This is a genomic window from Rhizobium sp. CF142 (assembly GCF_000281145.1).
GTDB lineage: Bacteria > Pseudomonadota > Alphaproteobacteria > Rhizobiales > Rhizobiaceae > Rhizobium.
The window spans coordinates 16,497-41,139 of record NZ_AJWE01000097.1; the positions used below are offsets into that span (position 1 = coordinate 16,497).

Here is a 24,643-nt window from a genome sequence, read left to right on the forward strand (position 1 = left end):
CTTACTTCTTTGTGAGGAACTTCTGCTGTGCCTTAGTGAGGTAATCGGCCCACTGGTCGGCGAGATCCTTGGCCGAGATGTCACCGAGCATCGCCTGCTGCGAGGTCTTGATCGCCATAGAGTCCTTGAAGAAGGCGAATTCTTCGAGGTAGGTCGGCATCACCGTCGGGACGGTGTCCTTGTCGGCGAGTTCCTCGAACCAACCCTTGAACTGGTCACCGGCGTAGAAGGGATCCTTCTCGGCTGCCGTGTAGGCCGGCAGGGCGCCGATCTTCTTGTTCCACTCGATGTTGCCTTCAGGCCCTTCGAGGGTGGCGATCAGCTTCCAGGAAAGATCCTTGTTCTGGCTCGTTGTGAACATCGACCAGCCGCCGTAGCCGATGGTCGGATAGGACTTGCCGGCCGGGCCCTTCGGCAGCGGCATGACGCCGAAGTCTTCCTTCTTCATGCGCTCGGCAATCGCAATCAGCGCATCCGGATCCTGGTCGAGGAAGGCGCAGGTGCCGGAATAGAAGCCGGCGACGACTTCGTTGAAGCCCCAGTTGACGCTGTCCTTCGGCGCATAGCCCTTCTTGTAAAGGTCGACCATCCACTCGATGCCCTTTGCCCAGCCTTCGCTGTTCATGGTCGAGGTGCCGTCTTCCTTGAAGTATTTGTTGTCGCCGGCCATGGAGGCGGCAAAGATCATCCAGCCGTTCAGGCCGCCGGGGCCGCCACGCATGCAGTAGCCGTATTTGCCCGAGAGCTTGGATACGGCTTCGGACGCCTTGGTGAAGTCCTCCATGGTCTTCGGCGGTTCCTTGACGCCAGCTTCTGCGAGCAGCTTCTTGTTATAGAACATGGCGCGCAGATAGAAGCCGTAGGGCAGCATATAGGCGGTGTTGTTGACGTCACGGCCGAGTTCCAGCGCACGTGGCGTCAGTTCCTTGGTATGCTCCCATTTCGCGAGATAGGGCTCCAGGCTTTCGAGCATGCCGTTGTTGGCATAGAGCGACAGCCAGGTATCGGGCATTTCCATCACGTCGGGCACATCGCCGGCCGAGACCATGGTCGCGAACTTCTGGAAGGCTTCGTTCCAGGGCAGCGAGATGATATCGACCTTCGTGCCGGGATTGGCGGCTTCGAACTTGCCGACAATCGACTTCAGCGTTTCGGTGCGCTCCGGGCTGGTGATGACTTCGACGAGCTTCAGCGTGGTGTCCGCAAAGGCCGTGCCAGCCATCATCGTGGTTGCAAAGAGCGTTGAAAGAATAAGCTTTTTCATTTTCGGTTCCCCTCCGTCGTTGTTTGTGAGGTTTCAGTTATGAGGCGGCGGCAATCGCCTCCTCGATATCCCTCCACAGAGCCTCGGTTCCTTCGAGGCCGATGTGGAGGCGCACAGATCGCGGGCTGATACCAAAGGTTTGTGCGGAATTCGGCTGTGCCTTCTGCTGCAGCACAACTTCGCCCGGTACGATCAGGCTTTCATGTCCACCCCAGCTTACGCCCAGTTTGAAAAGCTTGAGGTGATCTGCGAAGGCTCTGATGTCGATGCCTTCGCGGAATATGAACGAGAAGAGACCCGACGTGCCGTTGAGGCCGGTGGGCAGGCGGTTGGCGAGGCCCGGATGACAGACCTGCTCGACCACGTCGAGCGCCTGCAGGTGCTGCGCGATCGTCATGGCCGCCGCCTCATGCGCCCGCATGCGCAAAGGCAGAGTCCGAAGGCCCCGGATCAACAGCCAGGCATCGAAAGGCGACAGCTTGCCACCGAGATAGGGATAGGATTCGGCCTTGATGCGCGCGATCATCTCTTTCGAGCCGGCAACGACACCGGCAACGACATCGCTATGGCCGCCGAGATATTTGGAGGCCGAATGGATGACGAGGTCGACGCCGAGTGTTATCGGCCGCTGGAAGAACGGGCTCGCCCAGCTGTTGTCGATCATGGTGACGACGCCATGCTTTTTGGCGAGTGTGGCCAGCGCGCCGACATCATGGGCTTCCATCACCCAGCTCGTCGGGCTCTCCATATAGAAGACCTTGGCACCTGGCAGCGCCTTGGCGATGGCCTCTTCGTCACGGCCATCGACATAGGTCACCTCGACCTTCATGCGCTTGAGAATCGTGCCGAACAGGCGGAAGGCATCGGGATAGACATGCTTGACCGCAACGATGCGGTCGCCCGGCTCCACGAAGCTCAAGACGGCAGACGAGATCGCCGCCATGCCACTTGCAAAACCCAAAGCATCCTCGGCACCTTCGAGCTTTGCCAGCATCTCCTCGAACATGCGCACGGTCGGGTTCAGACCGCGCGTATAGATCGGCCGCACCTTTTCGCCGCGATAGGAGGCGATCATGTCGTCGTAATCGGAAAAAGTGAAAAGCGAGGTCTGGAAGATCGGCGGAACGACGGCTTCGGCGAAGTTGCCCTCGTCATGGGCGGTGATCAGTGAAGCAAGGTCGAACGGTTCGAGGCCGTCAGTCATCGGGACATTTCCTTGATGTCTTCCTCGACCACGTCGAGGATTTTCAGTGTCTCACGCCGCGCCGCCTCGGTGTCCTGGGCGGCGATGGCGTTGAAAAGGGTGCGGTGAAAAGGAAAGGACCGGCGGGCAAAGTCCTGCCGGTCGAAAGGGTGCGTCCAGAAACGCTCGAAGGTCTCACGCATCTGTTCGAGAAGCTGGCGGAACAGCGGATTGTGAGTGGCGTCGTAGACCGCCAAATGGAAAGCAAGGTCTTCGGGGCCTGAGGTGCCTTTGGAAAGATGTACCCGCTCCATCTCGTCGAGTTTTTCCTCGATGACGAAGAGATCTTTCGCCGTGCGCCGCCGCGCCGCCACCATGCCGGCCTCGCATTCGATGCCGCGGCGGACCTCCAGCGTCTGCAGCAGCACATCGCGCAGATGCGGCGTCTCGAACGATAGCGGCATATGAATCGTATCTCGGGAAACCGGTTTCAGCAGATAAGTTCCGCTGCCCTTGCGCGTCTCGATGACGCCGAGCGCCTGAAAATGCCGGATTGCCTCGCGAATGGTAGACCGGCCGACGGCAAGGGCTGCCATCAGCTCACGCTCCGTCGGCAGCCGGTCACCCGCTTGAAGGCGGGCATCCTCGACATAATGCGCCAGCGCTTCCGTCACCTGACGGGCGCGGTCCATCGCCGGAAGCGGCCGGATTACCGGCCTGTCGCCACCATTTGCCTTCATGGTTCCCCAAGTTCTTTTCTAAGGCAGCCGACCCAAAAATTGGTCTGACATCTTAGCATTTCTCAAAGATGGAGAGGCGTCAAGGCGGTATTTACGATTGTGGCGACGCTCGTTTGAATCTTTCCGGCTGGCGGCTGGCCATTGGTTTGCACCAATGTTCCCTTAGCTTGGTCCAACAAGCTATTTCATGATCTCAAGGCCGCATGACGGCCGCTCCTGCCCGCAAGAGAATCGTTTGCTGGCAACGGATGATAAGACTGCGATTGTCGTTTTCGACACGTGTCTCGGCGCCATCCCCCTCGGAGCTGTCGATCGGACGGCGCTGTCCGACCCATTTGCGCCGACTGCCTCCTTAGGCGAACCGGATCGCTGACCGTGCCCGGGCCTTCGCGGCCACCTCGTCGCGGTCGCGAGGAGGTTGAGAGGTCTCTAGCGAATTAAGCAGCTCCTTGGCGCATTTCGCGATCGACATCACCGCGTGTTCAAAAGCGGCCTCATTGCGTTTTGATGGCCTGGTGGTTCCGCTCAACTTGCGTACGAACTGAAGCGCCGCATCATGGATTTCCTCGTCCGTCGCTGGTGGATCGAAGTTGAATAGGGGCTTGATGTTTCGGCACATGTCTTGCTTTCCTTTTTCGTCACTCCGCCGTTTCAAAGGGCTACGTGGGATAAAAGCTAGTTCCGTGAGCCCTAATTGCAACGGACTGGGCGGCAACTCCCAACCACCGATCACATTGAGTAGACAGCGGCCTTAACTCGGCTCCCATGACAAGACGGTTCAAGCTCGCCTCGAACTCGGCCTCTACAAAGGCGGAGCCGCTACGCCTACCGATTACTTGCGAACTCAACCGATGATATTTCGACCGACCAATCCAGTTCCTGTGGTGTCAATTTATCCGGCAAAGTCTGCAGGCCTCGATATTGGTTTAGCGCCCAGCAGTCCTCATAGGTGCCGCCAGGCTCGATAATCTTATAGCTCGTGAGGTAGTCGGAATAATATTCAATGCTGAAGCCGTGACGTTTTGCGATCAGCCGGAAGCGGACGACATTCACCTGCTGCCCAGAGCCGTTGAAAAGCCGAACGAAAACTGGCCTAGCGGGATCTACGCATCCCTTAGTTCCACTGCTTGTGCCTTCTATTGAGGCACTCGATCCGTCGCGGTTCGTTTGCTGGAAGTAGATGAAGGTCGCAACACCGCCGCCCACGACCACGAGTGCGGTGAGGGTAACCAGCGTCGGCTTTGGAAACAGAAAGAAGAAGACGATAACGATCACCACCGCGACTATCAGTAAAATCATATGGCGGGTCTCGTTTCTTTACCTTTGTGCCGTCCAAAGGGACGACGTGATATGAGGCCGTTGTCATCGCCCGGCTCTTGGCCGCTTGGATTAATCGCGAACGCGATGTCTTGGTATCTCAACATGTAGGTGTTTGTTGGTTGATCTTCCAGCAGGTTGAGGGTGATCAAATGTCTGCCGGAGTGTGGGATTACTTAACCCCGGTGTGGAGAGACATGATTTTTCCTTTTTCATTGGGATGATAGATATAGGCAGCGCAGTAACAACCGACGAAGGCCACAGGCAGACCCCATGGTTTTAATGCGATGGATGACATATGGCTTCGCAACGACGTTTCTTCTTGCCAGCATTGCCGATGCCGTCGCGGCAGACGAGCCTGATCCCTTTGACCAGTTCAATGAACGCTGCCTCAACCGGGGAACGGATTTTCAACGGACGGTCGCCGTCGCAAAGGAACGGGATTGGCCAGCACTTGCAGAGGATATGACTACAAGCCTGGTGCCGATGGAAAATCCTGTCGCGTTGGAGGGCTGGAATCTGAGCGCTGGCGAAGACGTACCATTCAGGGCGCTGGTGGTGGCACGGGCGTCCGTAGGCGACAACACTGTCGAAAGCTGCACCATGGCGTTCGCAGAAATCGATGCTGCGGCCTTCGAACGACGCCTGGTCAGCGAGACGCATGCTAAAGCGTCCGGAGAAGGGAATGGACAGGGGCGCGCCAGAAAGTTCTTCAAAGCATCGTCCCCGGAGCGCCGGGAAGCGATTACGCTCGACCTGCCACTTTATCCGAACGGAAGCGACGAGGTCATCGTCAGCGTTGTTTCGGACCAACAGATCGAGAACTGATCCGCGTTCGATTGCAACAAACCAAGCCCGCCGAAATCCGTGAAGGCTTCCTACATCAAGCTGTTGAGGCCGCCGGATGACCGTCGATCGCGTTGCCGATGAGGCTGCCGGTATTGTCGAGAAGACTCATCACGTCCTCCGTGCGTGGAGATGAGGCGCCGCTTCATCGCGACGCCTATCCATGCGATATGTGACTTCAGGATTTCAGCTTGCTGTTGCAGATGCTGTAATAGCCGCCGCCCTTCTTGATCCAGGTCAGGCCGTTCAGGCTGTTGCTGGCCTTATCGGCATTGTACTGATCAAGGCAGGTATGCATCCGCCCTTTGCCGGGTGTTTCGCTTGCGTATTTTGCATCGACTTTGGTCGGGAATACCACGCCCTTCGGGGCCACGGCCTTGGTCGGTGCGGGCTCAGCAGCATTCTCGGTATTGGTGGTCGTCGGCTCGTCGGTCGCGGGGGGCTTTGCGGGTGTCGCTGCAGCGGGCTTTGCCGGTGTCGCTGCGGCGGTATCTGCTCCGCATTGCGCCTTGCGGAAGTCGTTCCACTTCATGCCATTGAGACTATTGGCTGCCTGCGCCGCTTTATATTTGGCACTGCAGTCCTGCATGGTCATTGCATCAGCGCTTGACGCGGCAATGAAGGCGCCGACGCCAATTGCTGCGGCGACCGCGAGAGAAGCAAGTCTGTACATGTTTTTCTCCTCCGATTTATCTGGCACATGGGGGTATGCGCCATACCGGATGCATTGAGCGTTCGGCACCCGGTCGAGCAAAAGTCGCGGAGCAATGAGGTCAATTTAGCGGCAGCGAACGGACTGCTACCCGATGCCGCAGCAGACACTAAAATAAGCTTGTTTTTCCGGTCTTTGGCCAGGGGCGAGAGATTGAGAAGCGGTCTGCGCAATCCTCTGATCGCGGAGAAACTGATCGAAGCCTCCAAGCGCCCGTAGGTACTACGGAGCGTGACGATCCTAGTCGTGGCATTGTGTCGAGACACTTAAAGCCTCGGGAGGACCAGCCTCAGATCGGTACTCCCGCTCCTGCGCGGCGGGCTGTAACCTTTCTCAAAGGTGATCAGACACCCCGCATGTTTCCCCAAAGCAGGACATGGAGCTGCGGGAGGACGCGCGCATTAAACCACCGGTCTGAGGCGACCCTGTCGACCAGCCACCGCATACGGTTGAGAATACCCTCGAGATCGATCAAGGCTTCATCTTCCACCGGCGGCGTGTGATTGCCTGGCTGCAGGAAGATCGGAAGCTCTTTGAACTCCTTCGCTACAGACCTTGCAAAGGCATAGTCAGCGTCATCAAAGATGACGATCTTCAGGGCGATCCCGGGACCGCTGCGTGCGGCCGCCACGCAATCCCTCAATTCGTCCAGCTTGAATTCCATACCGCTGGACGGTGGTTTGGGACTGAGGATCAAATGATCCAGCTCTGCAAACCAGTCCTGGGCAATCGATCCCTGCGTCTCCAAAGCGAATTGATAGCCATCGCGCTTTCCCCTGGTTATCAGCGGCCCGAGCGGCTGAATTGCCGGGTTTCCACCGGACAGGGAAATCGTCAGCGGACAGCCCTGAGAGAGCGTTTCCACTTTCGACCAGATATCGTCGACCGACATTGGCGTCCACTCGTCGCGGAAGGCGCTGTCGACGGCATGGAGTGTATCGCACCATTCGCAGCGATAGTCGCAGCCGCCCGTTCTGACGAACACGGTCGGAAGGCCGATGAGCGGCCCTTCCCCCTGAATTGTCGGCCCGAAGATTTCGCTGATGCGGATCTTTTGTTCCCTGCCTGTCATGGACGATATTCCGCCCATGTCTTCGGTGTCTCGCTCACCCTGACGGCAGATGTCTCCGGCAGGCGTTGCTTGCACCAGTCGTAAAAATGCCTGGCGAGCCATTCGGATGTCACCCGGTCGTGGCCCAGTACATCATTGAGGTGGCGGTGATCGAAGCTCTCGTCAATGTAGCGCTTGAGTGGCGAAAGCTCGTGATAATCACGGACAAAGCCATCCTCGTTCAATTCAGAGGCGGCAAGCTCAACCTCAACTATGTAATTGTGGCCATGGAGACGCGCGCACTGATGGTCGTCAGGAAGGTGAGACAGCTGATGCGAGGCGGAGAAATGGAATTCCTTGGTAATCCGGTACATTACTTGGCCTCTTCTGCTCTGAATGCACCGGTCGCAGCAATCCAGAAATCCGGATCGTCATAGACGGTCGGATCCTCGACACCGGCGAGATGGAAAGCTTCACGACGCTCGACGCATGTACCGCATCTCCCGCAGTGGAAACGGCCGCCTTTGTAGCAAGACCAGGTCTCTTCAAAAGGCGTCCGATGCTTCGCACCATCGGTGACAATGTCGGCCTTCGTGGCGTTCACATAGGGAGCAAACAGGCTGACATCGGCATATCCTTCAAGCGCATGTTGTTGCATGACCTCGAACGACGAAATGAAGCCCGGCCGACAGTCTGGGTAGATGAAGTGGTCTCCGCCATGGACTGCAATCGCCACGGCATCTGCGTGACGAGCAGCAGCAAGGCCGAACGCAATCGACAGCATGATGGCGTTGCGGTTCGGCACGACCGTTGCCTTCATCGTCTCTTCGGCATAGTGCCCGTCAGGAACCTTGACATCGTCCGTGAGGGCGGAGCCGGTCAGGTGCTTGCCCACGCTCGATATGTCTATGATATCGTGTGGCACGTCGAGCCTTTGTGCGCAGAGAGCCGCGAATTCCAGCTCTTTGACATGCCGTTGACCGTAGTTGAAGGAAATCAGGCCGATCAGTTGGTGGCCCGCTGCAATCTTGTATGCAAGCGAAATAGAGTCGAGTCCACCTGAGCAGACGACAAGTACTTTCATTTTAGGATCCCTTGTTTTGTTGAACCGGGTGGGCTGCGACCGGTTAGCGGTGCACGTACTAAACTTCCGATGCTGCGATGTCTAGTAACTTTGCCGGCAAGAGCTTTCGACGCCGATGCGTCCGCGCAGAGCACGCGGAGCTCCTCCCCTCGAAGACGGGCTGCAGCGCAGTGTCGGGCAGAGACGCTTGCGTGGTGTCAATCGCGAGGCCGCTGCGGCGCCAGCGATTGCGTCTGTGCATAGGCGAGCGGCGAACGGTTTCCGGGCAGGTTTTCATCAAGGATCAGCGTCTTGATGTCGTCAGAGCGGACATCGAGCGCGATCACGCGTTCGAGCTTGTCCAACGACCAGACGGAATAGCCAAGTGCGTTCGAGTAGCCGCAATCGCATCCGCAGTCATCCCCCGGTATTTCCTCGGCTTTGACCGGGAGATACATGATCCGCGGCTTAGGGAGCTTGTAGCAATGGCCCTCATAGGCATAGCCATAGATTACACCGATGCTCTCTATCTCGACCTTGCCGGGATCGATCAGAATGAAGCAGTTGCCCACTTTAAGGCTGATTTTATCCTTGCCTGCTTCAACGTCGCCATCCCGGATCGGTTTTACCTTGGCGGCTTCAGGCCGCCGTGGGGCATCCCCGGGTGGACAATATTCGTTTCGTCCATAGAGACGAACCTCGCTTGGATTGAATGGCAGATCGCCTGTTCCAATGAACGGATTTTCGGAGCAGCAGCTCATTTCCCCCTCCTGTTCTGGCTCACCTCGAGCCGATGATTTCACGCCATGCAAAATTTTCCTCCAGTTGCGCGGCAGCCCGTAGATCGGCAGCTGAGACGATTGCCAGCGCGGCATCCCGAAGACGCATCGTGTCCGGATCCAGCCTGTGAAGCGCAGCACCGATTGCCGCTCCCACTGAATCCCTCGCCTTGATCAAGGCGAGCTTGAAAAAGAGCGGTCTGTCCCGAAAAGCTTCCGCCGTCGTTTGCCGAAACCAGTCAAACTCGTCCTGTGTCAGATCGCGAAGATTGACAGAGAGCAGACGATGATCGGCGCAGCCGCTGGCGACCAGTTCCCGGTGATAGAGTTCGACGATCGTATCGAAGATCGCACCGAGAAAGGGCAGCGAGCGATCGTGCGCCTCGCTCGTGACTTCCGACATGCGCCGGAAGTTGGTCGCAAGGCGGATTTGCGTCTCTGGGCTTGTTTCGGCGAAGCGATTGAGTTCGTTGTAAAGCAGGAGATTTCCTTTCGTCCTGCGTAGCAGCCGGTCGATGGCGGAATCGAAATGCAGAAAAGAAATCAACGATATGCTGTCCGAGATGGCCTCGGAGAACGGAAAGAAATCCGCGTCACGGGAAAGGCTGTCAGGAAGCCCCATCTGCGAGAGTGTGACGAGATGGCCGATCTCATGAGCGATCGTGTCGAAATTCAACGCATAGGGCGATTCCTGGCCACCGGCCTCCGAGCAGCCGAGCTCGATGAAGCCAAAGCCCGCATGCGCGTTGTTCCACCGGACAAAGGGAACGATTTCGAGCCGCGGATAGAAATCGGAGAAGAACCAATGCATCGGTCGGGCAAGATAATTGCGCCAGACGTCCAGAACAAAATGAACGCATGCATAGGCATGAACGCCGAGATAATCGCGTGATCTCGGATCGAGGCTGTCAAAGTGACCGTCCGGACCGGATCGGACGGAGCGCCGTCGAGGCCCGCGATAAGGGGGCAAACCGCTGAAACCGTAGGGTTCCTTATCGAACAGCGGATCAGCGACATACATCAATATGTCGCTTGGACCATCACCAATCTCGTCAGGCAATATAGACAGCAAGACACGGTCCGGCTGCTCATAACCAAGGATAAAAGGCGGCTGGGGAAATATCCAGCATCGCGTTCCAAGAGCCTGCGCGGACTTTTCAAGTGATATGTCAGGATACAATTCCATAGCTCAACTCCTCGATGAGATGAGTTGTATGGCAATCAAATTATATTAGTAATTTCTAATTAACAATATGTCAATAGATCCAGCTTCTAGATCGCGCAGGAAAGTATTGGTTATCGTATAGGGCAACTTGACCGGTTTTGACTTCGACAGTTCAGGAGCCAGCCGCAGTGCCAATCGAGCATCGGTTTTCTTCTGCGCGATCAGATGGCTGCGCAGCAAGGCCGACTTCTCCGGCGGCCATTGCGCGGCGACCAGCACCTTTCTGAGGGAGCGCTCCCGAAAATTAAGCCGCTGGGCCGCCGCAATCCCGGAATCCATCTCGGCTTTCGAGATCAGGCCGCGACGAAAGAGCACCTTAAAACTACGCTGAAGATCGACCATGGCCTCCGTTAGAGGCGTGAAGCCGAGTTCGGCAGGCCCAAATTGGACCGCGACGGCATCTTCCGCCGTTAGCGGCCATCGCCTGTACCAGCGATAGATGAGGCCTGCACCGATCATTCCGAATGGGTATAGTTCGGCAGCCCGGAGCGCGCCCATGCTTGCAGCACCGATCATCACGATGCCCTGCGACAGCGCCCAGAGAATTTCCTTGTGGCGCACGGCGGGTCTGTCTTCGAAAAAACCGTCGATCAAGACCATCGCTTTCGGGCGAAATGCGTGCGCGGCAAGGATGATGTCTCCCTGCGAAACCGGCTGCAGGTATATGGCGTCGAGAATTCGTTGCGCTTCCGGCAGGCGCAAGGTCGGGCCGAGAAAGACAAGTATCGGGCCGTCGGTTTTCTGATCCATCCCGGATCCTCACCGCTCGACTGCAAAAGGGCGCATGCCTGCAAGGATCGTGCGTACGCAATGAATGTTCGGATCGCTCTGCGAGGCGATTGGAACAGCGAGAACCGGCCCCAGTCCAGCGGCAATGATCCGTTCGAGGATCTCGGCGAGGTCGGCAGACGCTGGCAAAACACCCGGAAAGTCGACCGATGGAACACTTTCCCCAAGGATGAGATCGCGCGCGTCGGCAAGCATTGTCTTGCTCGGTCTCGCATAATGTTTCCGCGTCTGATCGTCGCGCGCACCCGATATCGCGCCAGCGCGGGCCGCCAGTGCTTCAAGCAAGGCGCCGAACGCCGCCTGATGGAGATCAAGGCCGGCACAATAACCTTCCGTCGGGAGGGCTAACGTGGCTTCGCCTTCGCCAGCTTCAATCGTCTGGCACCAGACGACCGGGACCTGTGCTGGCGACGGCGCATACCAGAAGGCAGCCGATATTCCATGCTCGGCGAGGCGTGACAGAACATCCTGAACTGCTGCGCCTAGCGCGGAGACCGGTAGCCTCATCCGGTCCATGAACCCGTGGGTTTCGAAAGCCCGGGCAATCGCATCCCGCTCTACGCACTCCAGCAACCCATGCTGAAACGCGCCTGAATTTGACCGGTGGCATGCAAGGCCTGTCGTACTGCGCAGAAACACGCCGTCGAGGGGTGGTGGTGGATCGGTGTAGATCGTATGCACAAGTTCAAACGGGATGGGTGCGGCAGCGCCGGTTGCCATATCGACACCCATGATCCAGTCGATCTCGCGCTCACGCCAATTCACGCTGCCGGCAGAAAGGCAGAAACCCTCGAAGGACCCGGTCCTGATCCCCAGCCTTTCTGCGGTCGACGGGAAGACACGAGAAGCGGAGATTGCTTCGGCATAGAATCGCTCGAGCGATTCCATGATCGCTCCGATTGCGGCAGACGTTCTGCACATTCCGCGGCCGAGGGAGGTGACTTCCGACAACGCCGCCGGTCTTATGGCCTGGATGATTGGGAGCCCGATCCGGTCGAGGCCGGTCAGATCGGCGATGCGTGTGATCCGGGCGCGACGGCAGAGCGGCAACAGGGAGCGGAAATAGGCGTCTGCAACTTCGGGGTCCGATTCCGAAAACATAAGAGACATGCTTCCATTCTTGATCTCGGCAAAAAATGCCGAGAGCATTTCACTCACGTCTGCGGAGCAATCGTTAGAACTCGCCAGCAAGGCCAAGCTCCTTCACGGACCGTTGCGCCCGGTGCAGCAGGGCAATTGCGCCCTGTTCTTCCGCTATGGCAATCGCGGTCTTCAGATCCGAGAGGAGAGCCGGCGTCTCCGCCTTGGCGCTCGATAGCAGCAGTGCGCGGCGGCGGTGGAGTTCGGCGAGCCAGTAACCATGGCCCGTCGCCCTCGCTTCACGAATGGCGTCGGTGGCGACCTCAATGGCTGCTTCATACTTGCGTGCATGGCCGAGCATGGTCGCATGCATGTAGAGATAGATCGGCAGATCGGCGACGGTTCCCAGCTCCTTCAGAAGCGCCAGGCCCGCGCGAAACATCTCATGACCGCGAGACAGGTTTTCGACATGCGCTGTCGCCCATCCGCGAAAGAGCATTGCGACTGCCGACAGGGATTGCAGTTCATGCTTTTTCGCAAAATCACCCATCCTGCCGGAAATCTCGATCAGACGAGCATGGTCGTTGCGATAGAATGCCGACACTGCCTCGGTATCCAGCGAGTGCGCCTTGCTCGGCATATGGGCGATGCTGTCCACAAAGGCGACCATGTCGGCAAGCACCTTGCTGGAAGCCTCAGTCTGACCCGTCAGCCACAGGGATAGCGCCAGCTGCCCGAGGCCACAGACCTTCGCGTCGTGGCCGCCGAAGGCATTGCGGCTCGCTTTAGCCGCCTCATCATCATAAAGCGCAAGCCCCGCCCGTATCGCATTTTGGGCATCCTCCTGCCTTCCGACATTAAACTCGATCGCCCAGATCGAATGATTGACTTGTAGTTCGATCTCGCGATCGGCAATTCCTGACATCATCACCTGAACTTCACGGGCGCGACTGCGCATCTCCATGAAGTTCTGCCCGGTCAGCCACCAGCCCCAATAGACTGGAAACCACTTGGGCTGATCTTCTTTCGCCTGGCGGCGTGCGACCTCGACACCTTTTTCGTAAAGGATTCGTGCCGGCGCCGAGTTGGGACCGACCGTTGCCGTCAGGAGCGGTCCGAGTTCAGTCAAAACCGAGAGGTGCAGGCCATCGGCAGCCCCCCTGGGCATGGCCTCACACAGCGCCAAGGCGCGTTCAAAATGGTGGCGCGCCTCCACCATCGCCGAACGGCTGGCGTGTTCCTTTCCGGCAGTGATGAACAACGAAATCGCATGCTCCCGAAGGCCGGCAGACTCTGCGTGCTGAGCAAGTGCACCCGCATCCAGCCAGTTGGCAATCGGACGATTGCTGTTTGCGGCCGTGAACAGCCGACGATGGAGAAGCTGACGTTGCGTTTTGAGCAGGCCGTTATAGATCGTTTCTTGGATCAGAGCATGGCGAAAGCCATATGCGTCGCCGCCATCCGCCCGAACACGGGTCAAAAATCCGGTTTCGCAGAGCGTTTCGGCGGCATGCAGGAGAGATTTCCTGCTCGTGTCCGGCAGCAATGCGCGAAGCAGCGAAATGGTAAAACGATCACCTGCGACGGCCCCGGCGCGCGCCACGTCTCTGGCTGAACCCAGATGTTCGAGCCGAGAATCCAGGATTCCTTCGAAAGCCGAAACATGAGTGCGCGATGGATTTGGCGGCATGCGCATCACGTCTTCGGACGCTGTCTCAGACGCCCACTGGCATATTTCCTCGATGAACAACGGCACGCCGCCGGATATGCGTTCGGTCACTTCGAGCAGTTGCGGTAGCGCGTCCTGACGATCCCTCGGCCAGCGCGCGGCGATCGCCAGTCGCGTTTCGTCGTGATCGAGCGGACCGAGCAAAATATGTTCCGGCTCGCCCCCGTCGAACATGCCGGTGTGGGAACCCGGCCGGCAGGTGACGATCAACAGTATGGGAAGCGTCGGCACAAGCCTGGCCGCTTCGCGAAGCAGATGCTCAGAGGTCGGATCGATCCAGTGAATATCCTCGACCGCAATGACCAGCGGCGTTTGCTCGCAGATGACGCTCAATGCTTTTGACAGAGCCTGTCGTGCGCGTTGCTGTATCGCCTTGGGGGAACTGTCGGAGAGAGCTTCATTGCGCCCATCCGCACCGAGCAGATGGGAAAAAATGTCGATGACTTCGGGATCCTGGATGCCTTGACGCGCAAACTGGGCGGCAACCATATCTACCGTCAGCCGACCGCCACCGGCGGCGTCGGACTGGCGCTGGGGAAAACTGTTGAGCAGCGGGTGAAGTGTCGAGCGTACCCCTCCCGGCAGGCATTGGAACAGAAGCGACCTTGCGGGCTCTGTATGGATCATTTGTCGGACTTGCCGAAGCATCCGCGACTTGCCGATACCGGCCTCGCCGGTGATGACAAGGATCTTGCCCTTACAGCCTACGGCTGATTTCCACGCTTTCCCGATCCGCTCAAGCTCCCCGACGCGGCCAATGAACGTGCTGTCCAGCCTTCCGAAGGCGTGGAACCGATCGATCTCCCGTTTGTGGCCGATTGCTCTCCAGACATTTTCTGGTTCTGAAAAACCTTTCAATAAGCGGACGCCTTCCGATACGAAGGCGTGCGAGCGGCCGGCGAGGTTTCGGGTCTCGTCGGAAACCAATACGGTATTTGGTTGGGCAGCGGCCTCGAGCCGCGTCGCAAGAGCGAGTGCTGCACCCGTGACGGGCTCATGTATCCAGTTCTGCAGCTGCGCCTCCCTGATCAAGGCAACCGAGGTCGCGACGCCCACGCGCACTTGTATATCGTCACGAACGAGATCACGTGCGAGGCGCTGGCACGCTTCGACGATTCCAAGCCCGGCGCGGATCGCCGCCGATGCGGCATCCCTCGGTCCGAGCTCGATCGGGAAAAGCGCCACTCCACCGTCCCCGGCTTCGACCCGGATGACGCCGGAATGTGCATTGATCGATTGGCGCGCCGCCTGCAGGAAGGCAGCCATCAGATCCTGATAGTCTTCGATATCCATCAGATTGAAGAGATTCGTAGAGCCGACCAGATCATAGCAAAGCGCGGTCACGACCCGCCGCTCGCCGTGATTTTCAGAAGAGCGGCTATCGCCTGTCAAGATGCTTGCAGACCGCCCTTGCTTATCGATTGGCGCGTCGCGAGTCATACGCGGCTCCTGCCCTCAGATATCGATAATCACATCCTTCAAAGCGAACGATAACACACGTTATCCGCATTGTCGGCGGACAAATGTAAGATCTCCAGCGGCTCTGTTTAGATCGGATCGATAGTCTGCAATCGGATCGAACGGTTTAAAAAGAAAGCGGCGGCCGAGAGGCCACCGCTAACGAAGTCGAGTCAATTTAACACGCTGAAGAGCGAGTTTAAGCGACGTTTACCTGCCGCTTCGGCAATTTCCAGCCCGGGCGGGCAAAATGGCATGTATAGCCATTTGGAATGCGCTCGAGATAATCCTGATGTTCTGGTTCGGCTTCCCAGAAATCGCTGACGGGAACGACTTCCGTCACTACTTTGCCTGGCCAGAGGCCGGAAGCATCCACATCGGCGATCGTGTCCTCGGCCGTCTGCCGTTGGTTTTCATCCGCATAAAAGATTGCCGACCGATAGCTTGCGCCAATGTCGTTGCCCTGGCGATTGCGGGTCGACGGATCATGGATCTGGAAGAAGAATTCCAGAATATCGCGATAGCTCGTCTTTTGCGGATCGAAAATGATCTCTATCGCTTCGGCATGGTTGCCGTGGTGACGGTAGGTTGCATTGGGAACTTCACCGCCCGTGTAACCGACACGCGTTGAAACAACGCCGGGCAGCCGTCGAATAAGGTCCTGCATTCCCCAGAAGCAGCCGCCAGCAAGTACTGCACGTTCTGTTGTCATGAACATGTCCTTTCCAAATATACGCGAGATGGGCGGGAATCGTCAGGTGCGCTCCGCTGACGCCTATATGGGTATTCGGCTCAATAATCGCCAGTCCACTGCGGCGGCGTCGGGATCTTCCCTGAAACACGGTCAGGCTTCCGGCAGCTCGTCCAGCTCAAAGCATATTTGAGCCGGACGAGATTGACCAGCATGTGGTGCTGGCTGACGAAGCTGGACGTGGATCGAGCCGCCGAGAATAGCCCCGGCGGATTGATCCGGGACCTCCGCAGGATGGTCACAGGGCCTGCCCCTTGGTATGATGAGGAATGACGGCTCGCGCAGCTACCAAAGAGGATGCTGACTGGATTGCGAAACTCCTCGGGCAACGATGGGGTAGCACGACGATTGTCGCCCACGGCGAAGCCTTCGACCTGCTGACGCTTCCGGCGCTGGTGGCCGACCCTGAGCGTGGGCTGGCGACGTATCGGCTAGAGGGCAACGATGCAGAATTGATGTCGCTGGACGCGGTCTCTCCCGGCCAGGGGGTCGGTACCCTGTTGATCGAAGCCTTGGCCGATGTTTTGCGCGAGCAGGGTATTGGGTCCCTTTGGGTCATGACGACCAACGACAACCTCGCCGCACTGCGCTTCTACCAACAGCGAGGCTTCGAGCTGCGTCGGGTTCGACCTCGCGCAGTTCATGAAGCGCGAAAACTGAAGCCCACCATTCCCGATATCGGCGATCACGGAATTCCGATCCGGGATGAAATCGATTTGTGCCGTCCGCTTCTCTGAGCGGGACAGACCACGCTCCCAAAGTCTTGGGCTCTCTGCGTTCAGCGCTCTGCTATCGATCGGGCGATGCTGACGGCCTCGATGCCGATTTGACGCAACAGGCCCGTGGAGGCCCCGTTGAATCCGCAGAAATACAGGCCGTCATTTCCGGGCTGGAGCTCTCCTCTTTTCGGCCTTTCCGCGCCCTCAAACCTCTCGGCGAAATCAGGTAATATTGTCTCCAGCGAGGGCCGATAGCCTGTTGCCAAGATGATCGCATCGAAATCCGCCGATCGGCCATCGGCGAAATGCACTTGCTGACGATCCGAGCTTTCAATGCCCGGATATATCCTGATCTTGCCAGCTCTGATCTCAGCCAGGGTTCCGATATCGATCAGCGGTGTGCGGCTTTTCTCGGCGATACCGGTCAGAGGACCTTTGGCGGATTTTTGCAGCCCCAGTTTTCCCATGTCGCGATAGCGCAAGCGCAGGAATGGCGCATTGACTGCGTCAGCGAAGCCGTATGGAAAATGCTGTTGTGCGATGGCGATTGTCGCGGTCGGAATCCCGAACATTTCCAGCGGGACTATGTTTACCGGCCCACGCACCGACATACCTACCTCAAGACCCAACTGAGCGCATTCGAGCGCGATCTCGCCGGCCGAATTGCCAAAGCCGACGACGGAGCACCCGTCTCGCGCCGAGTACTCCCGCATTGCTGAACTCGGAGGAATGCAGGAGCTTTCCGGTGAAGCTTTCCTGGCCTTTCCAGACCGGCCTTATGGGAGTTTTGGAAAGCCCGGTCGCGATCACGACGGTTTCGGCCTCGAAGGCGTCTCCATCATTCGTCTCGATAATCCAGTCTTCGCCCTGCCTGATGCTGATGACGGATTTGCCAAACCGTATCCTGATATCGTTGGCGCGTGCATAGGCTTCGAGATAGTCGATCACCTGCAGCCGCGACGGATATCTTGGAAACTCCCTCGGCATGGGCATTCCGGGAAGCCCTGAATGGGCCTTGGCGGTATGCAGATGCAGCCGGTCATAGTGCCTTCGCCACGAGGCAGCCAGATTGCCCGCACGTTCGAGAACTACTGAGGAGCGGCCACTGCCCCCGAGCGCTGCCGCACAGGCGAGTCCGGCGGGGCCTGCGCCGACAATTACTGTGCCCGCAACGGTCATGAGCCCCTCCCTGCCCATCTAACGTGGCAGGAAGGGTACATCATAATCACAATGCAAGACAGCAGCTTAGACGATCACGCAGACAGCGTTTTCCTCACGCGGATATGCGCGCCCCATCTTATTTTGCAAACAGGTTTTTGAGTTGTGACGGCTGGCAACGGAGATATTGATTGGCCGCTTTCACCTGCCCGCCGAGCTCGGCGGCTGCGTGCCACGGCCATCGCGGATCGTAGAGGATGGCGCGAGCAAGCGCGATGAGGTCTGCATCGCCGGTCGCAACGATTGCCTCGGCCTGCGTCGGCTCGGTGATCAGGCCGACGGCGATGACCGGCATTTTTACCGCACTTTTGATTGCCCGGGCGAGCGGCACTTGGTAGCTCGGGCTGATCGGGATCGCCTGAGAGGGATGCAGGCCGCCGCTCGATACATGGATGGCATCGCAGCCTCTCGCTTCGAGCATCCTGGCAAATTCGACGCTCTCGGAAATCTCCAGACCGCCTTCGATCCAGTCGGTGGCGGAAACGCGCATCGTCACCGGCCGATTGGAGGGAAAGGCATCCCTCACCGCATCGAGAACCTCCAGCGGAAATCGAGCACGGTTTTCCAGCGAGCCACCATATTCGTCGGTTCGCTGGTTCGATAAAGGCGACAGGAACTGGTGCAGCAGATAGCCGTGAGCGCCATGGATCTGAACGGCATCAATACCGATCTTCGCTGCCCGCCGTGCAGCGGCAGCAAAAGCGTCGCGGACACGCTTCATGCCATCGCGGTCGAGTGCAGTCGGCGGCACATAGTTCGGGTTGAAGGCGACGGCAGAGGGTGCTTCGGTCTGCCATCCTTTCGGATCGGTCGGCGAAAACTGACCGCCGCCTTTCCAGGGAACCTCCGTCGAGGCCTTGCGGCCGGCATGCGCCAATTGCACGGCAATCGGCATATCCGACCATTTCCTGATGCTTTCGAGCGTGCGGGCCATCGCGGCCTCGGAAGCGTCGTCATAAAGGCCGACATCGGCAAAGGTGATGCGTCCTTCGGGAACGACAGCGGTCGCTTCGATGGTCAGAAGTGCCGCGCCGGAAAGCGCCAACTGTCCGAGATGGATCAGATGCCAGTCCGTCATGCAGCCGTCGACGGCCGAATACTGGCACATCGGCGCAATCACGATGCGGTTGGCGAGCTCGAGATTGTGCACGGCGAAGGGGGAAAACAGGACAGGTTGGGGCACGGCGTTCCTCGAAGCGGAATTCAGTTGTCTTGGTTTATAGCACTCTGTCGGATCTTAGCGACGGTTAGCAGAGCCTCGCGATGTCAGGAACTGTTCTTTGGTGTGGGTCCGCTTTGCAGGGAGGCTCCGCGAGGTAGCTTCGTCCGACTGTTGCGTCACAAGGAAGAAAGCCTTCAGCAGAACGTCAGTTCAGGCTCGTTGCGGCCGGGTGTATTACTTCACTGACGATATTCCGTCTGCGAACGGCCAATAGTCCGTGATCGCCCCACCTGCCAGAGTGTCAAGCGATATCTTCCGGCAGGCTCGAAACGGTAACCGAAGAGACGATGGCTATCGCAGCCTATGGAGAATGGCTTGAGCAAGAACCTCATCACTCCCCTCGTGCGCATACAAATCGAACTTGCACTTGCAAGTTCGAGAAGCGATTTCGACGCTCTTCGATCCCTGGAGCTCGAGGCGAAGCAAATGGCGCTAAGTGGAGCTGAAATCGACGCTGCAAAGCGCGGAGGCAGTTTCGACCTGTTTGTCGATATCGCCGTCAAATTCGCGCTAGCGATAGAAGCCGGTGACGAAGCGGTAGGAACCGTCACAATTCGCCAACTGAAGGCTTTCGGCGCTCCCGACATCGCCTCGGAACTGCGAGCCTTCGTCAAGAGACTGGAGCCGTCGACGGCGAGATCAAAAGCCGGACATTCAGCGGCTTGCCGCTATGGGGCCGATAGATTGCGATCGAAATAAAAGCGTTTAAATCTCTGTAGGGGACTTAAGCTTTTGAAGACAGTGTGAACCGCATGGATCGATGGCAGGCAATGAGGGTCTTCGTGAAGGTCGCGGAGGCTGAGAGCTTTGCAGACGCAGGACGGCAACTCCACATGAGCCCTCCCGCAGTCACTCGCATGGTGTCTGCCCTGGAAGATATCATCGGTACGCGCCTTCTGACGCGCACGACCCGGTCCGTCAAACTGACGGAGGCAGGCGCCCAGTATTTTGCAGACTGCCAGAGGCTTCTCGCCGATCTCTCGGAGGCGGAAGCTGCCGCGGCCGGCGCCTACGGCAGACCGACGGGCACCCTTACCGTCACTACCTCTGTCATGTTCGGTACAATGTTCGTCATGCCACTAATGACCGAATATCTGGATCTCTACCCTGATGTGATCGGTCGCAGCCTGTTCGTCGACCGCGTTGTTGGTATGGTCGAAGAAGGTATTGATGTCGCGATCCGCATCGGTCATCTGCCCGACTCCGGCCTCACCGCGACGCGCGTCGGCCAGGTGAGACGCGTCATCTGCGGATCGCCTGCCTATTTTGAAAAGCATGGCGTTCCGATGACGCCCGGCGATCTGTCGAGCCATCGCATTGTTGCCTCGACCAGTGCATGGACATCGCTCGAATGGCGCTTCGGCGCGCAGAAGAAGTCGACCGTCCACGTCAGTCCCCGTCTCTTCTGCAGTACTAACGAGGCTGCCATCTCGGCGGCGGCTTCCGGCTGGGGCCTGACGCGCGTTCTGTCCTACCAGATTGCGCCGCAGCTCGAGGCCGGCGAATTACGCACGATCCTGGCTGATTATGAGGAGGAGCCTTTGCCGATCCATGTCGTCCATCCGGAAGGCCGGTATGCTTCGGCAAAGGTGCGAAGCTTCATCGATTTTTCAGTGGAAAAGCTGAGGTCCAACAGGCACTTCAATTAGCAGCAAAAGACCCGCGTATTCATCGCTGAATACGCGGGCTCTAATGTAAGCGATTGTTACTTTGCGATCTTGCGATCGAGGAAATCGCGGATGAGCGGCGCCATCTCATCCAGCTTGTCTTCAAGGGCGAAATGACCTGTGTCGAGGAGGTGCATTTCAGCGTCCGGAAGATCACGCAGGTAAGGATGTGCGCCGTCCTCCGGGAAGATCTTGTCATTCTTGCCCCAGACGATCAGCGTCGGCGGCTTGCGTTCGCGGAAGAAGGCCTGGAACTGCGGGTAAAGCGGGACGTTCGTGCCGTAGTCGTGGAAGAGATCGAGCTGGATATCCTTGTTGCCCGGCCGGTCGAGCAGGGCCTGATCGTGAACCCAGTTGTCGGGGCTGATGCGGGTGAGGTCCTTGACGCCGTCCGTGTACTGGAACTTGGTGGTCTCGAGAACCACGAGATTGGAGAGCGCCTCGCGCTTCTCCTTCGAATCGTCAGCCCAGTAGGCCTTGATCGGATCCCAGAACTCGCGCAGGCCTTCTTCATAGGCATTGCCGTTCTGGACGATCAACCCGCTCACCCGTTCCGGGTGCTTGAGAGCCAGACGGTAGCCGACCGGCGCGCCGTAGTCCATGACATACATGGCGTACTTCTTGGCGCCGAGTTGGGTCATCAGCGCATCGACCATGTCTGCATAATGGCCGAAGGTGTAGGCGAACTTGGTGTGATCGGGTGCATCACTCTGACCGAAGCCCGGATAGTCGGGGGCGATGACGTGATAGCGATCTGCCAGCAGCGGAATGAGGTTACGGAACATGTGCGAGGATGTCGGGAAGCCGTGCAGAAGCAGGACGACCGGGCCGTCGGCCGGGCCAGCCTCACGATAGAACATGTCGACGCCATCGATCTTGGCCGAACGATAGTGCACGGTCACCGGCACCTGCTGGGTGATCTCAACCGGCTTGGCAGGAGCGGCGACGGCTTGGGAAAGGGGAACAAAGCTGACGGTTGCCAGCATCAGGGAAAGGATCAGTCTGTTCATCTCAGTTCTCCGTTTTGACAAATTCACCAACAGCCCTTGCTGGCCTGGCACCAACATAGCCATTCACCAGAATCCATTAATCGGCAGAATGTGGAAGGTATTATTCCATCTACAGGAAGAATTTGCGGTTCCATTACGAACAGGAATCGCGATCCAGCCAGCGTACCGGCACAGAACCACCTGTGCATATGCAAACCAGCTAACTGTTTCTTCACGCCAGGCAGATAGTTCAAGCTAAGATGATCTGTTCTGAGGACATGATGACCTTGGGTGACACGGAAGCAATGTTGCAAATGGCCCAGCTGATGGAAGCTGCGAGCGTCATGGTTGCGGTCTACGACCAGGATGACCGGTTGCGTTTTGCCAATCGCGCGTTTCGCGATGCCTGGTTTATCGCAGAGGACGAACAACCACTTTGGCCCGAGCTGATGCGGCGCAACTTTCACGCCCGCCGCGGAACGATCATTGCCGCGGCCGACTTCGAGAGCTGGCTCCTGTCGACGCTCGCCCGTCGAGGCAAAACCGGATTTCGCGCCTTTGAGACCGACCTTCACGACGGCCGATGGTTATGGATGACCGAGACCATGCAGGCCAATGGCTGGATGCTCTGTGTCGCAAGTGACGTGACATCGATCCGCTCCGATCAGAGGACGCTGCGGCAAGATCGCGACAGCGCGATCAAAGCCTCCCAGACCGACGACCTGACCGGTATCCCGAGCAGACGTTTCGTCATGTCGAAGCTTGAGGAGCTGGTGCGCAGCTATGGCAACCAGCAGGAGAAGGTCGGTTGCCTTGCGGTTCTCGACATCGACAATTTCAAATATATCAATGACCGTTTCGGCCATACTGCCGGCGATGCCGTTCTCAAGGATTTCGCAGCTACGCTGCAGAAAATGGTGCGTAAGACGGATATTCTCGGTCGCGTCGGCGGCGAAGAGTTTGTTCTGGTTCTTCCGAACACGGTTCCCGAAGAGGCGGCAGAGATCGTCAATCGCATGCTGGTTGCCGTCAGGCAGTCTCGCCCGCTGGCTGACCAGCTCAGCTTCCGCTACAGTTTTTCTGCGGGCATTGCCTGTGTCATGAGCGGAGACTATGCCAATGATATCTATCGAAGGGCCGATCTGGCGCTCTACGCGGCCAAGATGAGAGGCCGCGACCAGATCAGCATCGATCCCCATGCGCACCCGCTTGGGCGACAGACATCATAACCAGGCCCGCCAGTCGGGCCATAAGCCAGGGAGTTTCAATGGTCGAAAAGATTGCGCCCACCTCGCCCACGGCAGCCTCCTCGGCCACACACGTGAACCACAGCACCTCAATCGGTTCCGAACCCGACAATGCCTGGGTCGCCGAGCGACAGGCAAAGATCACCGCAGGCAGTGGGAAAAAAGACGATCACCACACCGCTGACAGCCATGAAGATCGTGTCGATGGGGATGATGATCGGGCAGCGGACCGGCATTTGGACCATCATTCCACCCATCCCCATACGGAGGCTTCCGATCCGGACGAAGAACGCCTGTCCGGCGAGAGTGACCGCATCGGCAGCGGCAACCTGGATGAGGATGTCCCGTTCGGCGACCATGTCGGATATCTGTAAGTGATTGTGATCGCACACTGACAAGCCCACCGCGCATGGCTTCGATCAGAAGCCGGCTCATCATTGATACCGGTTCATCTCTACTCATCGGCCTCAGACCTAGTCAGCAATAGCTGAGAAAACCTTTTCTCACTTGACAATTTCACTGGGAAAAGCTTTTCTCATCGCAAGTTCGATGGAGGAGCTGCTGGACACAACAGGGGGGAAAAGAGGCCGGATCACCATTCACGATGTCGCGGCTGCTGCTGGAATCAGCATCTCCACGGCATCGAAGGCGCTAAACGATACGGGCCGGATGGGACTGGAAACGCGCGAGCGGGTCAAGCGCATCGCGGCGGAGATCGGGTACAGGCCGAACGCTTTGGCGAGAGGCCTGCTCAGCAAACGCAGTTTCACGATCGGGCTTCTCACCAACGATACCTATGGCCGTTTTACCCTGCCGGTCATGGCAGGCATATCGGATGCTCTCGTCGACCATGGCGTTTCGGTCTTTCTGTGCGCGATTGAGGAGGACCCGGCGCTGGCTCAGATTCATGTCGAGGCGATGCTCGACAAACAGGTCGACGGCATCATCGCAACAGGAAAGCGTCTAGACAGACGGTTACCGGTCGATCTGTCGAATTTGAATGTGCCGGTGGTCTACGCATTTACGGAAGGGGCGCCGGGAAGTGTCACCTTCCGATCCGACGATGCGCAGGGTGCGCGGCTTGCTGTCGAGTGGCTGGCAAAGCTTGGGCGCAAGCGGATCGTGCATGTCACCGGACCGGAGAATTTCTTCTCGGTGCGCGAGCGTGCAGATGCCTATCGCAGGGTCGCGGGAGAAGAGCGGCCGGTCTTGTTTGGGGTCTGGTCGGAAAGCTGGGGCCACGAAGCCGTCGCAAGATTGTGGAGCGGCAACGGCGAAAGGCCCGACGGCATCTTCTGCGGCAATGATCAGATTGCGCGTGGCGTCATCGATGCGCTGCGCGAACGCGGCATCAGGGTGCCGCAGGATGTTTCGGTGGTGGGATTCGACAATTGGGAGATTGTCGCCGCCCAGACGCGACCGCCGCTGACGACGGTGGATATGGAATTGAAGGAACTGGGGCGGCAGGCCGGATTGACGGTTCTGGCGCTTGCGGAGGGACGCTCGGTGGAGCCCGGCATCAGGAAGTTGCCGTGCCGTCTCGTCGTGCGGCAATCATGCGGGGGTGACACCCTCGGAATATAGCAACGGCGCG

The 24,643-nt window shown here is 58.2% G+C and carries 26 protein-coding genes; 7 read left to right on the forward strand and 19 right to left on the reverse strand.

Features of this window, described 5'->3' with window-relative positions; all coding sequences use genetic code 11:
- Position 1: 1 nt before the first annotated feature.
- From PMI11_RS20760 to PMI11_RS20780, 5 genes are all read right to left on the reverse strand, one after another.
- Positions 2–1,264: an ABC transporter substrate-binding protein gene (locus tag PMI11_RS20760; protein ID WP_007820909.1), complete on the reverse strand. Its 1,263-nt coding sequence runs from the start codon at positions 1,262–1,264 to the stop codon at positions 2–4.
- A gap of 37 nt (positions 1,265–1,301) precedes the next feature.
- Positions 1,302–2,468: a PLP-dependent transferase gene (locus PMI11_RS20765; protein WP_007820911.1), complete on the reverse strand. Its 1,167-nt coding sequence runs from the start codon at positions 2,466–2,468 to the stop codon at positions 1,302–1,304.
- A complete protein-coding gene (locus tag PMI11_RS20770; RefSeq protein ID WP_007820915.1) occupies positions 2,465–3,187 on the reverse strand; it encodes a FadR/GntR family transcriptional regulator in 723 nt (240 codons plus the stop codon). Before PMI11_RS20770 ends, PMI11_RS20765 begins: the two co-directional genes overlap by 4 nt.
- Before the next feature lie 352 nt (positions 3,188–3,539).
- Entirely contained in the window at positions 3,540–3,806 is a 267-nt protein-coding gene (locus PMI11_RS20775; protein WP_007820917.1) for a DUF2277 domain-containing protein, read from the reverse strand.
- A 206-nt stretch (positions 3,807–4,012) separates the two neighbouring features.
- Positions 4,013–4,486, reverse strand: a complete 474-nt coding sequence (locus PMI11_RS20780; protein WP_007820918.1) for a hypothetical protein — start codon at positions 4,484–4,486, stop codon at positions 4,013–4,015.
- A gap of 309 nt (positions 4,487–4,795) precedes the next feature.
- Here PMI11_RS20780 and PMI11_RS20785 point away from each other — a divergent pair, with 309 nt between their 5' ends.
- Positions 4,796–5,332, forward strand: a complete 537-nt coding sequence (locus PMI11_RS20785; protein WP_193385621.1) for a hypothetical protein — start codon at positions 4,796–4,798, stop codon at positions 5,330–5,332.
- 196 nt (positions 5,333–5,528) lie between these two features.
- Here PMI11_RS20785 and PMI11_RS20790 read toward each other — a convergent pair whose 3' ends face one another.
- The 10 genes from PMI11_RS20790 to msrA form a co-directional block, all read right to left on the reverse strand.
- Positions 5,529–6,023: a hypothetical protein gene (locus tag PMI11_RS20790; protein WP_007820920.1), complete on the reverse strand. Its 495-nt coding sequence runs from the start codon at positions 6,021–6,023 to the stop codon at positions 5,529–5,531.
- Positions 6,024–6,405: 382 nt separating this feature from the next.
- Entirely contained in the window at positions 6,406–7,152 is a 747-nt protein-coding gene (queE, locus tag PMI11_RS20795; RefSeq protein ID WP_037071816.1) for a 7-carboxy-7-deazaguanine synthase QueE, read from the reverse strand.
- Positions 7,131–7,487, reverse strand: coding sequence for a 6-carboxytetrahydropterin synthase QueD (gene queD, locus PMI11_RS20800; RefSeq protein WP_007820922.1), 357 nt, complete (start codon positions 7,485–7,487; stop codon positions 7,131–7,133). Before queD ends, queE begins: the two co-directional genes overlap by 22 nt.
- Entirely contained in the window at positions 7,487–8,197 is a 711-nt protein-coding gene (queC, locus tag PMI11_RS20805) for a 7-cyano-7-deazaguanine synthase QueC (RefSeq protein WP_007820923.1), read from the reverse strand. The genes queD and queC overlap by 1 nt, the downstream gene beginning before the upstream one ends.
- Positions 8,198–8,394: 197 nt before the next feature.
- Positions 8,395–8,988 carry a hypothetical protein gene (locus PMI11_RS38135; protein WP_244430636.1) on the reverse strand — a complete coding sequence of 198 codons (594 nt, stop codon included), beginning with the start codon at positions 8,986–8,988 and terminating at the stop codon, positions 8,395–8,397.
- Entirely contained in the window at positions 8,957–10,141 is a 1,185-nt protein-coding gene (locus PMI11_RS20815; RefSeq protein WP_007820926.1) for a hypothetical protein, read from the reverse strand. The genes PMI11_RS38135 and PMI11_RS20815 overlap by 32 nt, the downstream gene beginning before the upstream one ends.
- Positions 10,142–10,186: 45 nt before the next feature.
- Positions 10,187–10,930: a TfuA-like protein gene (locus PMI11_RS20820; protein WP_007820932.1), complete on the reverse strand. Its 744-nt coding sequence runs from the start codon at positions 10,928–10,930 to the stop codon at positions 10,187–10,189.
- Positions 10,931–10,939: 9 nt separating this feature from the next.
- On the reverse strand, positions 10,940–12,079 hold the full coding sequence (locus tag PMI11_RS20825; protein WP_244430639.1) for a YcaO-like family protein: 1,140 nt from the start codon (positions 12,077–12,079) through the stop codon (positions 10,940–10,942).
- A 64-nt stretch (positions 12,080–12,143) separates the two neighbouring features.
- Positions 12,144–15,218, reverse strand: coding sequence for an ATP-binding protein (locus tag PMI11_RS20830; protein ID WP_007820934.1), 3,075 nt, complete (start codon positions 15,216–15,218; stop codon positions 12,144–12,146).
- Positions 15,219–15,435: 217 nt separating this feature from the next.
- Complete coding sequence (msrA, locus tag PMI11_RS20835) at positions 15,436–15,948, reverse strand: peptide-methionine (S)-S-oxide reductase MsrA (protein ID WP_007820935.1); 513 nt, start codon at positions 15,946–15,948, stop codon at positions 15,436–15,438.
- 308 nt (positions 15,949–16,256) lie between these two features.
- Here msrA and PMI11_RS20840 point away from each other — a divergent pair, with 308 nt between their 5' ends.
- Positions 16,257–16,724: a GNAT family N-acetyltransferase gene (locus PMI11_RS20840; protein WP_007820941.1), complete on the forward strand. Its 468-nt coding sequence runs from the start codon at positions 16,257–16,259 to the stop codon at positions 16,722–16,724.
- A 41-nt stretch (positions 16,725–16,765) separates the two neighbouring features.
- Here PMI11_RS20840 and PMI11_RS38140 read toward each other — a convergent pair whose 3' ends face one another.
- From PMI11_RS38140 to PMI11_RS20850, 3 genes are all read right to left on the reverse strand, one after another.
- On the reverse strand, positions 16,766–17,317 hold the full coding sequence (locus tag PMI11_RS38140; protein WP_007820943.1) for a hypothetical protein: 552 nt from the start codon (positions 17,315–17,317) through the stop codon (positions 16,766–16,768).
- Positions 17,318–17,324: 7 nt separating this feature from the next.
- Positions 17,325–17,885, reverse strand: coding sequence for an NAD(P)-binding domain-containing protein (locus PMI11_RS38145; protein ID WP_007820950.1), 561 nt, complete (start codon positions 17,883–17,885; stop codon positions 17,325–17,327).
- 118 nt (positions 17,886–18,003) lie between these two features.
- Complete coding sequence (locus PMI11_RS20850) at positions 18,004–19,107, reverse strand: NADH:flavin oxidoreductase/NADH oxidase (RefSeq protein ID WP_007820952.1); 1,104 nt, start codon at positions 19,105–19,107, stop codon at positions 18,004–18,006.
- A gap of 354 nt (positions 19,108–19,461) precedes the next feature.
- Here PMI11_RS20850 and PMI11_RS20855 point away from each other — a divergent pair, with 354 nt between their 5' ends.
- Together PMI11_RS20855 and PMI11_RS20860 are read left to right on the forward strand one after the other, a co-directional pair.
- Positions 19,462–19,845, forward strand: coding sequence for a hypothetical protein (locus tag PMI11_RS20855; RefSeq protein WP_193385622.1), 384 nt, complete (start codon positions 19,462–19,464; stop codon positions 19,843–19,845).
- A 53-nt stretch (positions 19,846–19,898) separates the two neighbouring features.
- Positions 19,899–20,795, forward strand: coding sequence for a LysR family transcriptional regulator (locus PMI11_RS20860; RefSeq protein ID WP_037071821.1), 897 nt, complete (start codon positions 19,899–19,901; stop codon positions 20,793–20,795).
- A 56-nt stretch (positions 20,796–20,851) separates the two neighbouring features.
- Here PMI11_RS20860 and PMI11_RS20865 read toward each other — a convergent pair whose 3' ends face one another.
- On the reverse strand, positions 20,852–21,823 hold the full coding sequence (locus tag PMI11_RS20865; protein ID WP_007820955.1) for an alpha/beta fold hydrolase: 972 nt from the start codon (positions 21,821–21,823) through the stop codon (positions 20,852–20,854).
- Between the two features lie 293 nt (positions 21,824–22,116).
- Here PMI11_RS20865 and PMI11_RS20870 point away from each other — a divergent pair, with 293 nt between their 5' ends.
- From PMI11_RS20870 to PMI11_RS20880, 3 genes are all read left to right on the forward strand, one after another.
- A complete protein-coding gene (locus PMI11_RS20870; RefSeq protein WP_037071832.1) occupies positions 22,117–23,031 on the forward strand; it encodes a GGDEF domain-containing protein in 915 nt (304 codons plus the stop codon).
- A gap of 38 nt (positions 23,032–23,069) precedes the next feature.
- The gene (locus tag PMI11_RS20875) at positions 23,070–23,423 is read left to right on the forward strand and encodes a hypothetical protein (RefSeq protein WP_007820959.1); all 354 of its coding nucleotides are present in this window, start codon (positions 23,070–23,072) and stop codon (positions 23,421–23,423) included.
- A 175-nt stretch (positions 23,424–23,598) separates the two neighbouring features.
- Complete coding sequence (locus PMI11_RS20880; protein ID WP_007820967.1) at positions 23,599–24,633, forward strand: LacI family DNA-binding transcriptional regulator; 1,035 nt, start codon at positions 23,599–23,601, stop codon at positions 24,631–24,633.
- Positions 24,634–24,643: the final 10 nt, after the last annotated feature.

Bases quoted from the DNA above. Each gene is read 5' to 3' on its own strand.
- PMI11_RS20760 (WP_007820909.1), bottom strand. From the start codon at position 1,264: ATGAAAAAGCTTATTCTTTCAACGCTCTTTGCAACCACGATGATGGCT.
- PMI11_RS20765 (WP_007820911.1), bottom strand. From the start codon at position 2,468: ATGACTGACGGCCTCGAACCGTTCGACCTTGCTTCACTGATCACCGCC.
- PMI11_RS20770 (WP_007820915.1), bottom strand. From the start codon at position 3,187: ATGAAGGCAAATGGTGGCGACAGGCCGGTAATCCGGCCGCTTCCGGCG.
- PMI11_RS20775 (WP_007820917.1), bottom strand. From the start codon at position 3,806: ATGTGCCGAAACATCAAGCCCCTATTCAACTTCGATCCACCAGCGACG.
- PMI11_RS20780 (WP_007820918.1), bottom strand. From the start codon at position 4,486: ATGATTTTACTGATAGTCGCGGTGGTGATCGTTATCGTCTTCTTCTTT.
- PMI11_RS20785 (WP_193385621.1), top strand. From the start codon at position 4,796: ATGACATATGGCTTCGCAACGACGTTTCTTCTTGCCAGCATTGCCGAT.
- PMI11_RS20790 (WP_007820920.1), bottom strand. From the start codon at position 6,023: ATGTACAGACTTGCTTCTCTCGCGGTCGCCGCAGCAATTGGCGTCGGC.
- queE (WP_037071816.1), bottom strand. From the start codon at position 7,152: ATGGGCGGAATATCGTCCATGACAGGCAGGGAACAAAAGATCCGCATC.
- queD (WP_007820922.1), bottom strand. From the start codon at position 7,487: ATGTACCGGATTACCAAGGAATTCCATTTCTCCGCCTCGCATCAGCTG.
- queC (WP_007820923.1), bottom strand. From the start codon at position 8,197: ATGAAAGTACTTGTCGTCTGCTCAGGTGGACTCGACTCTATTTCGCTT.
- PMI11_RS20815 (WP_007820926.1), bottom strand. From the start codon at position 10,141: ATGGAATTGTATCCTGACATATCACTTGAAAAGTCCGCGCAGGCTCTT.
- PMI11_RS20820 (WP_007820932.1), bottom strand. From the start codon at position 10,930: ATGGATCAGAAAACCGACGGCCCGATACTTGTCTTTCTCGGCCCGACC.
- PMI11_RS20825 (WP_244430639.1), bottom strand. From the start codon at position 12,079: ATGTCTCTTATGTTTTCGGAATCGGACCCCGAAGTTGCAGACGCCTAT.
- PMI11_RS20830 (WP_007820934.1), bottom strand. From the start codon at position 15,218: ATGACTCGCGACGCGCCAATCGATAAGCAAGGGCGGTCTGCAAGCATC.
- msrA (WP_007820935.1), bottom strand. From the start codon at position 15,948: ATGACAACAGAACGTGCAGTACTTGCTGGCGGCTGCTTCTGGGGAATG.
- PMI11_RS20840 (WP_007820941.1), top strand. From the start codon at position 16,257: ATGACGGCTCGCGCAGCTACCAAAGAGGATGCTGACTGGATTGCGAAA.
- PMI11_RS38140 (WP_007820943.1), bottom strand. From the start codon at position 17,317: ATGTCGGTGCGTGGGCCGGTAAACATAGTCCCGCTGGAAATGTTCGGG.
- PMI11_RS38145 (WP_007820950.1), bottom strand. From the start codon at position 17,885: ATGACCGTTGCGGGCACAGTAATTGTCGGCGCAGGCCCCGCCGGACTC.
- PMI11_RS20860 (WP_037071821.1), top strand. From the start codon at position 19,899: ATGGATCGATGGCAGGCAATGAGGGTCTTCGTGAAGGTCGCGGAGGCT.
- PMI11_RS20865 (WP_007820955.1), bottom strand. From the start codon at position 21,823: ATGAACAGACTGATCCTTTCCCTGATGCTGGCAACCGTCAGCTTTGTT.
- PMI11_RS20870 (WP_037071832.1), top strand. From the start codon at position 22,117: ATGGCCCAGCTGATGGAAGCTGCGAGCGTCATGGTTGCGGTCTACGAC.
- PMI11_RS20875 (WP_007820959.1), top strand. From the start codon at position 23,070: ATGGTCGAAAAGATTGCGCCCACCTCGCCCACGGCAGCCTCCTCGGCC.
- PMI11_RS20880 (WP_007820967.1), top strand. From the start codon at position 23,599: ATGGAGGAGCTGCTGGACACAACAGGGGGGAAAAGAGGCCGGATCACC.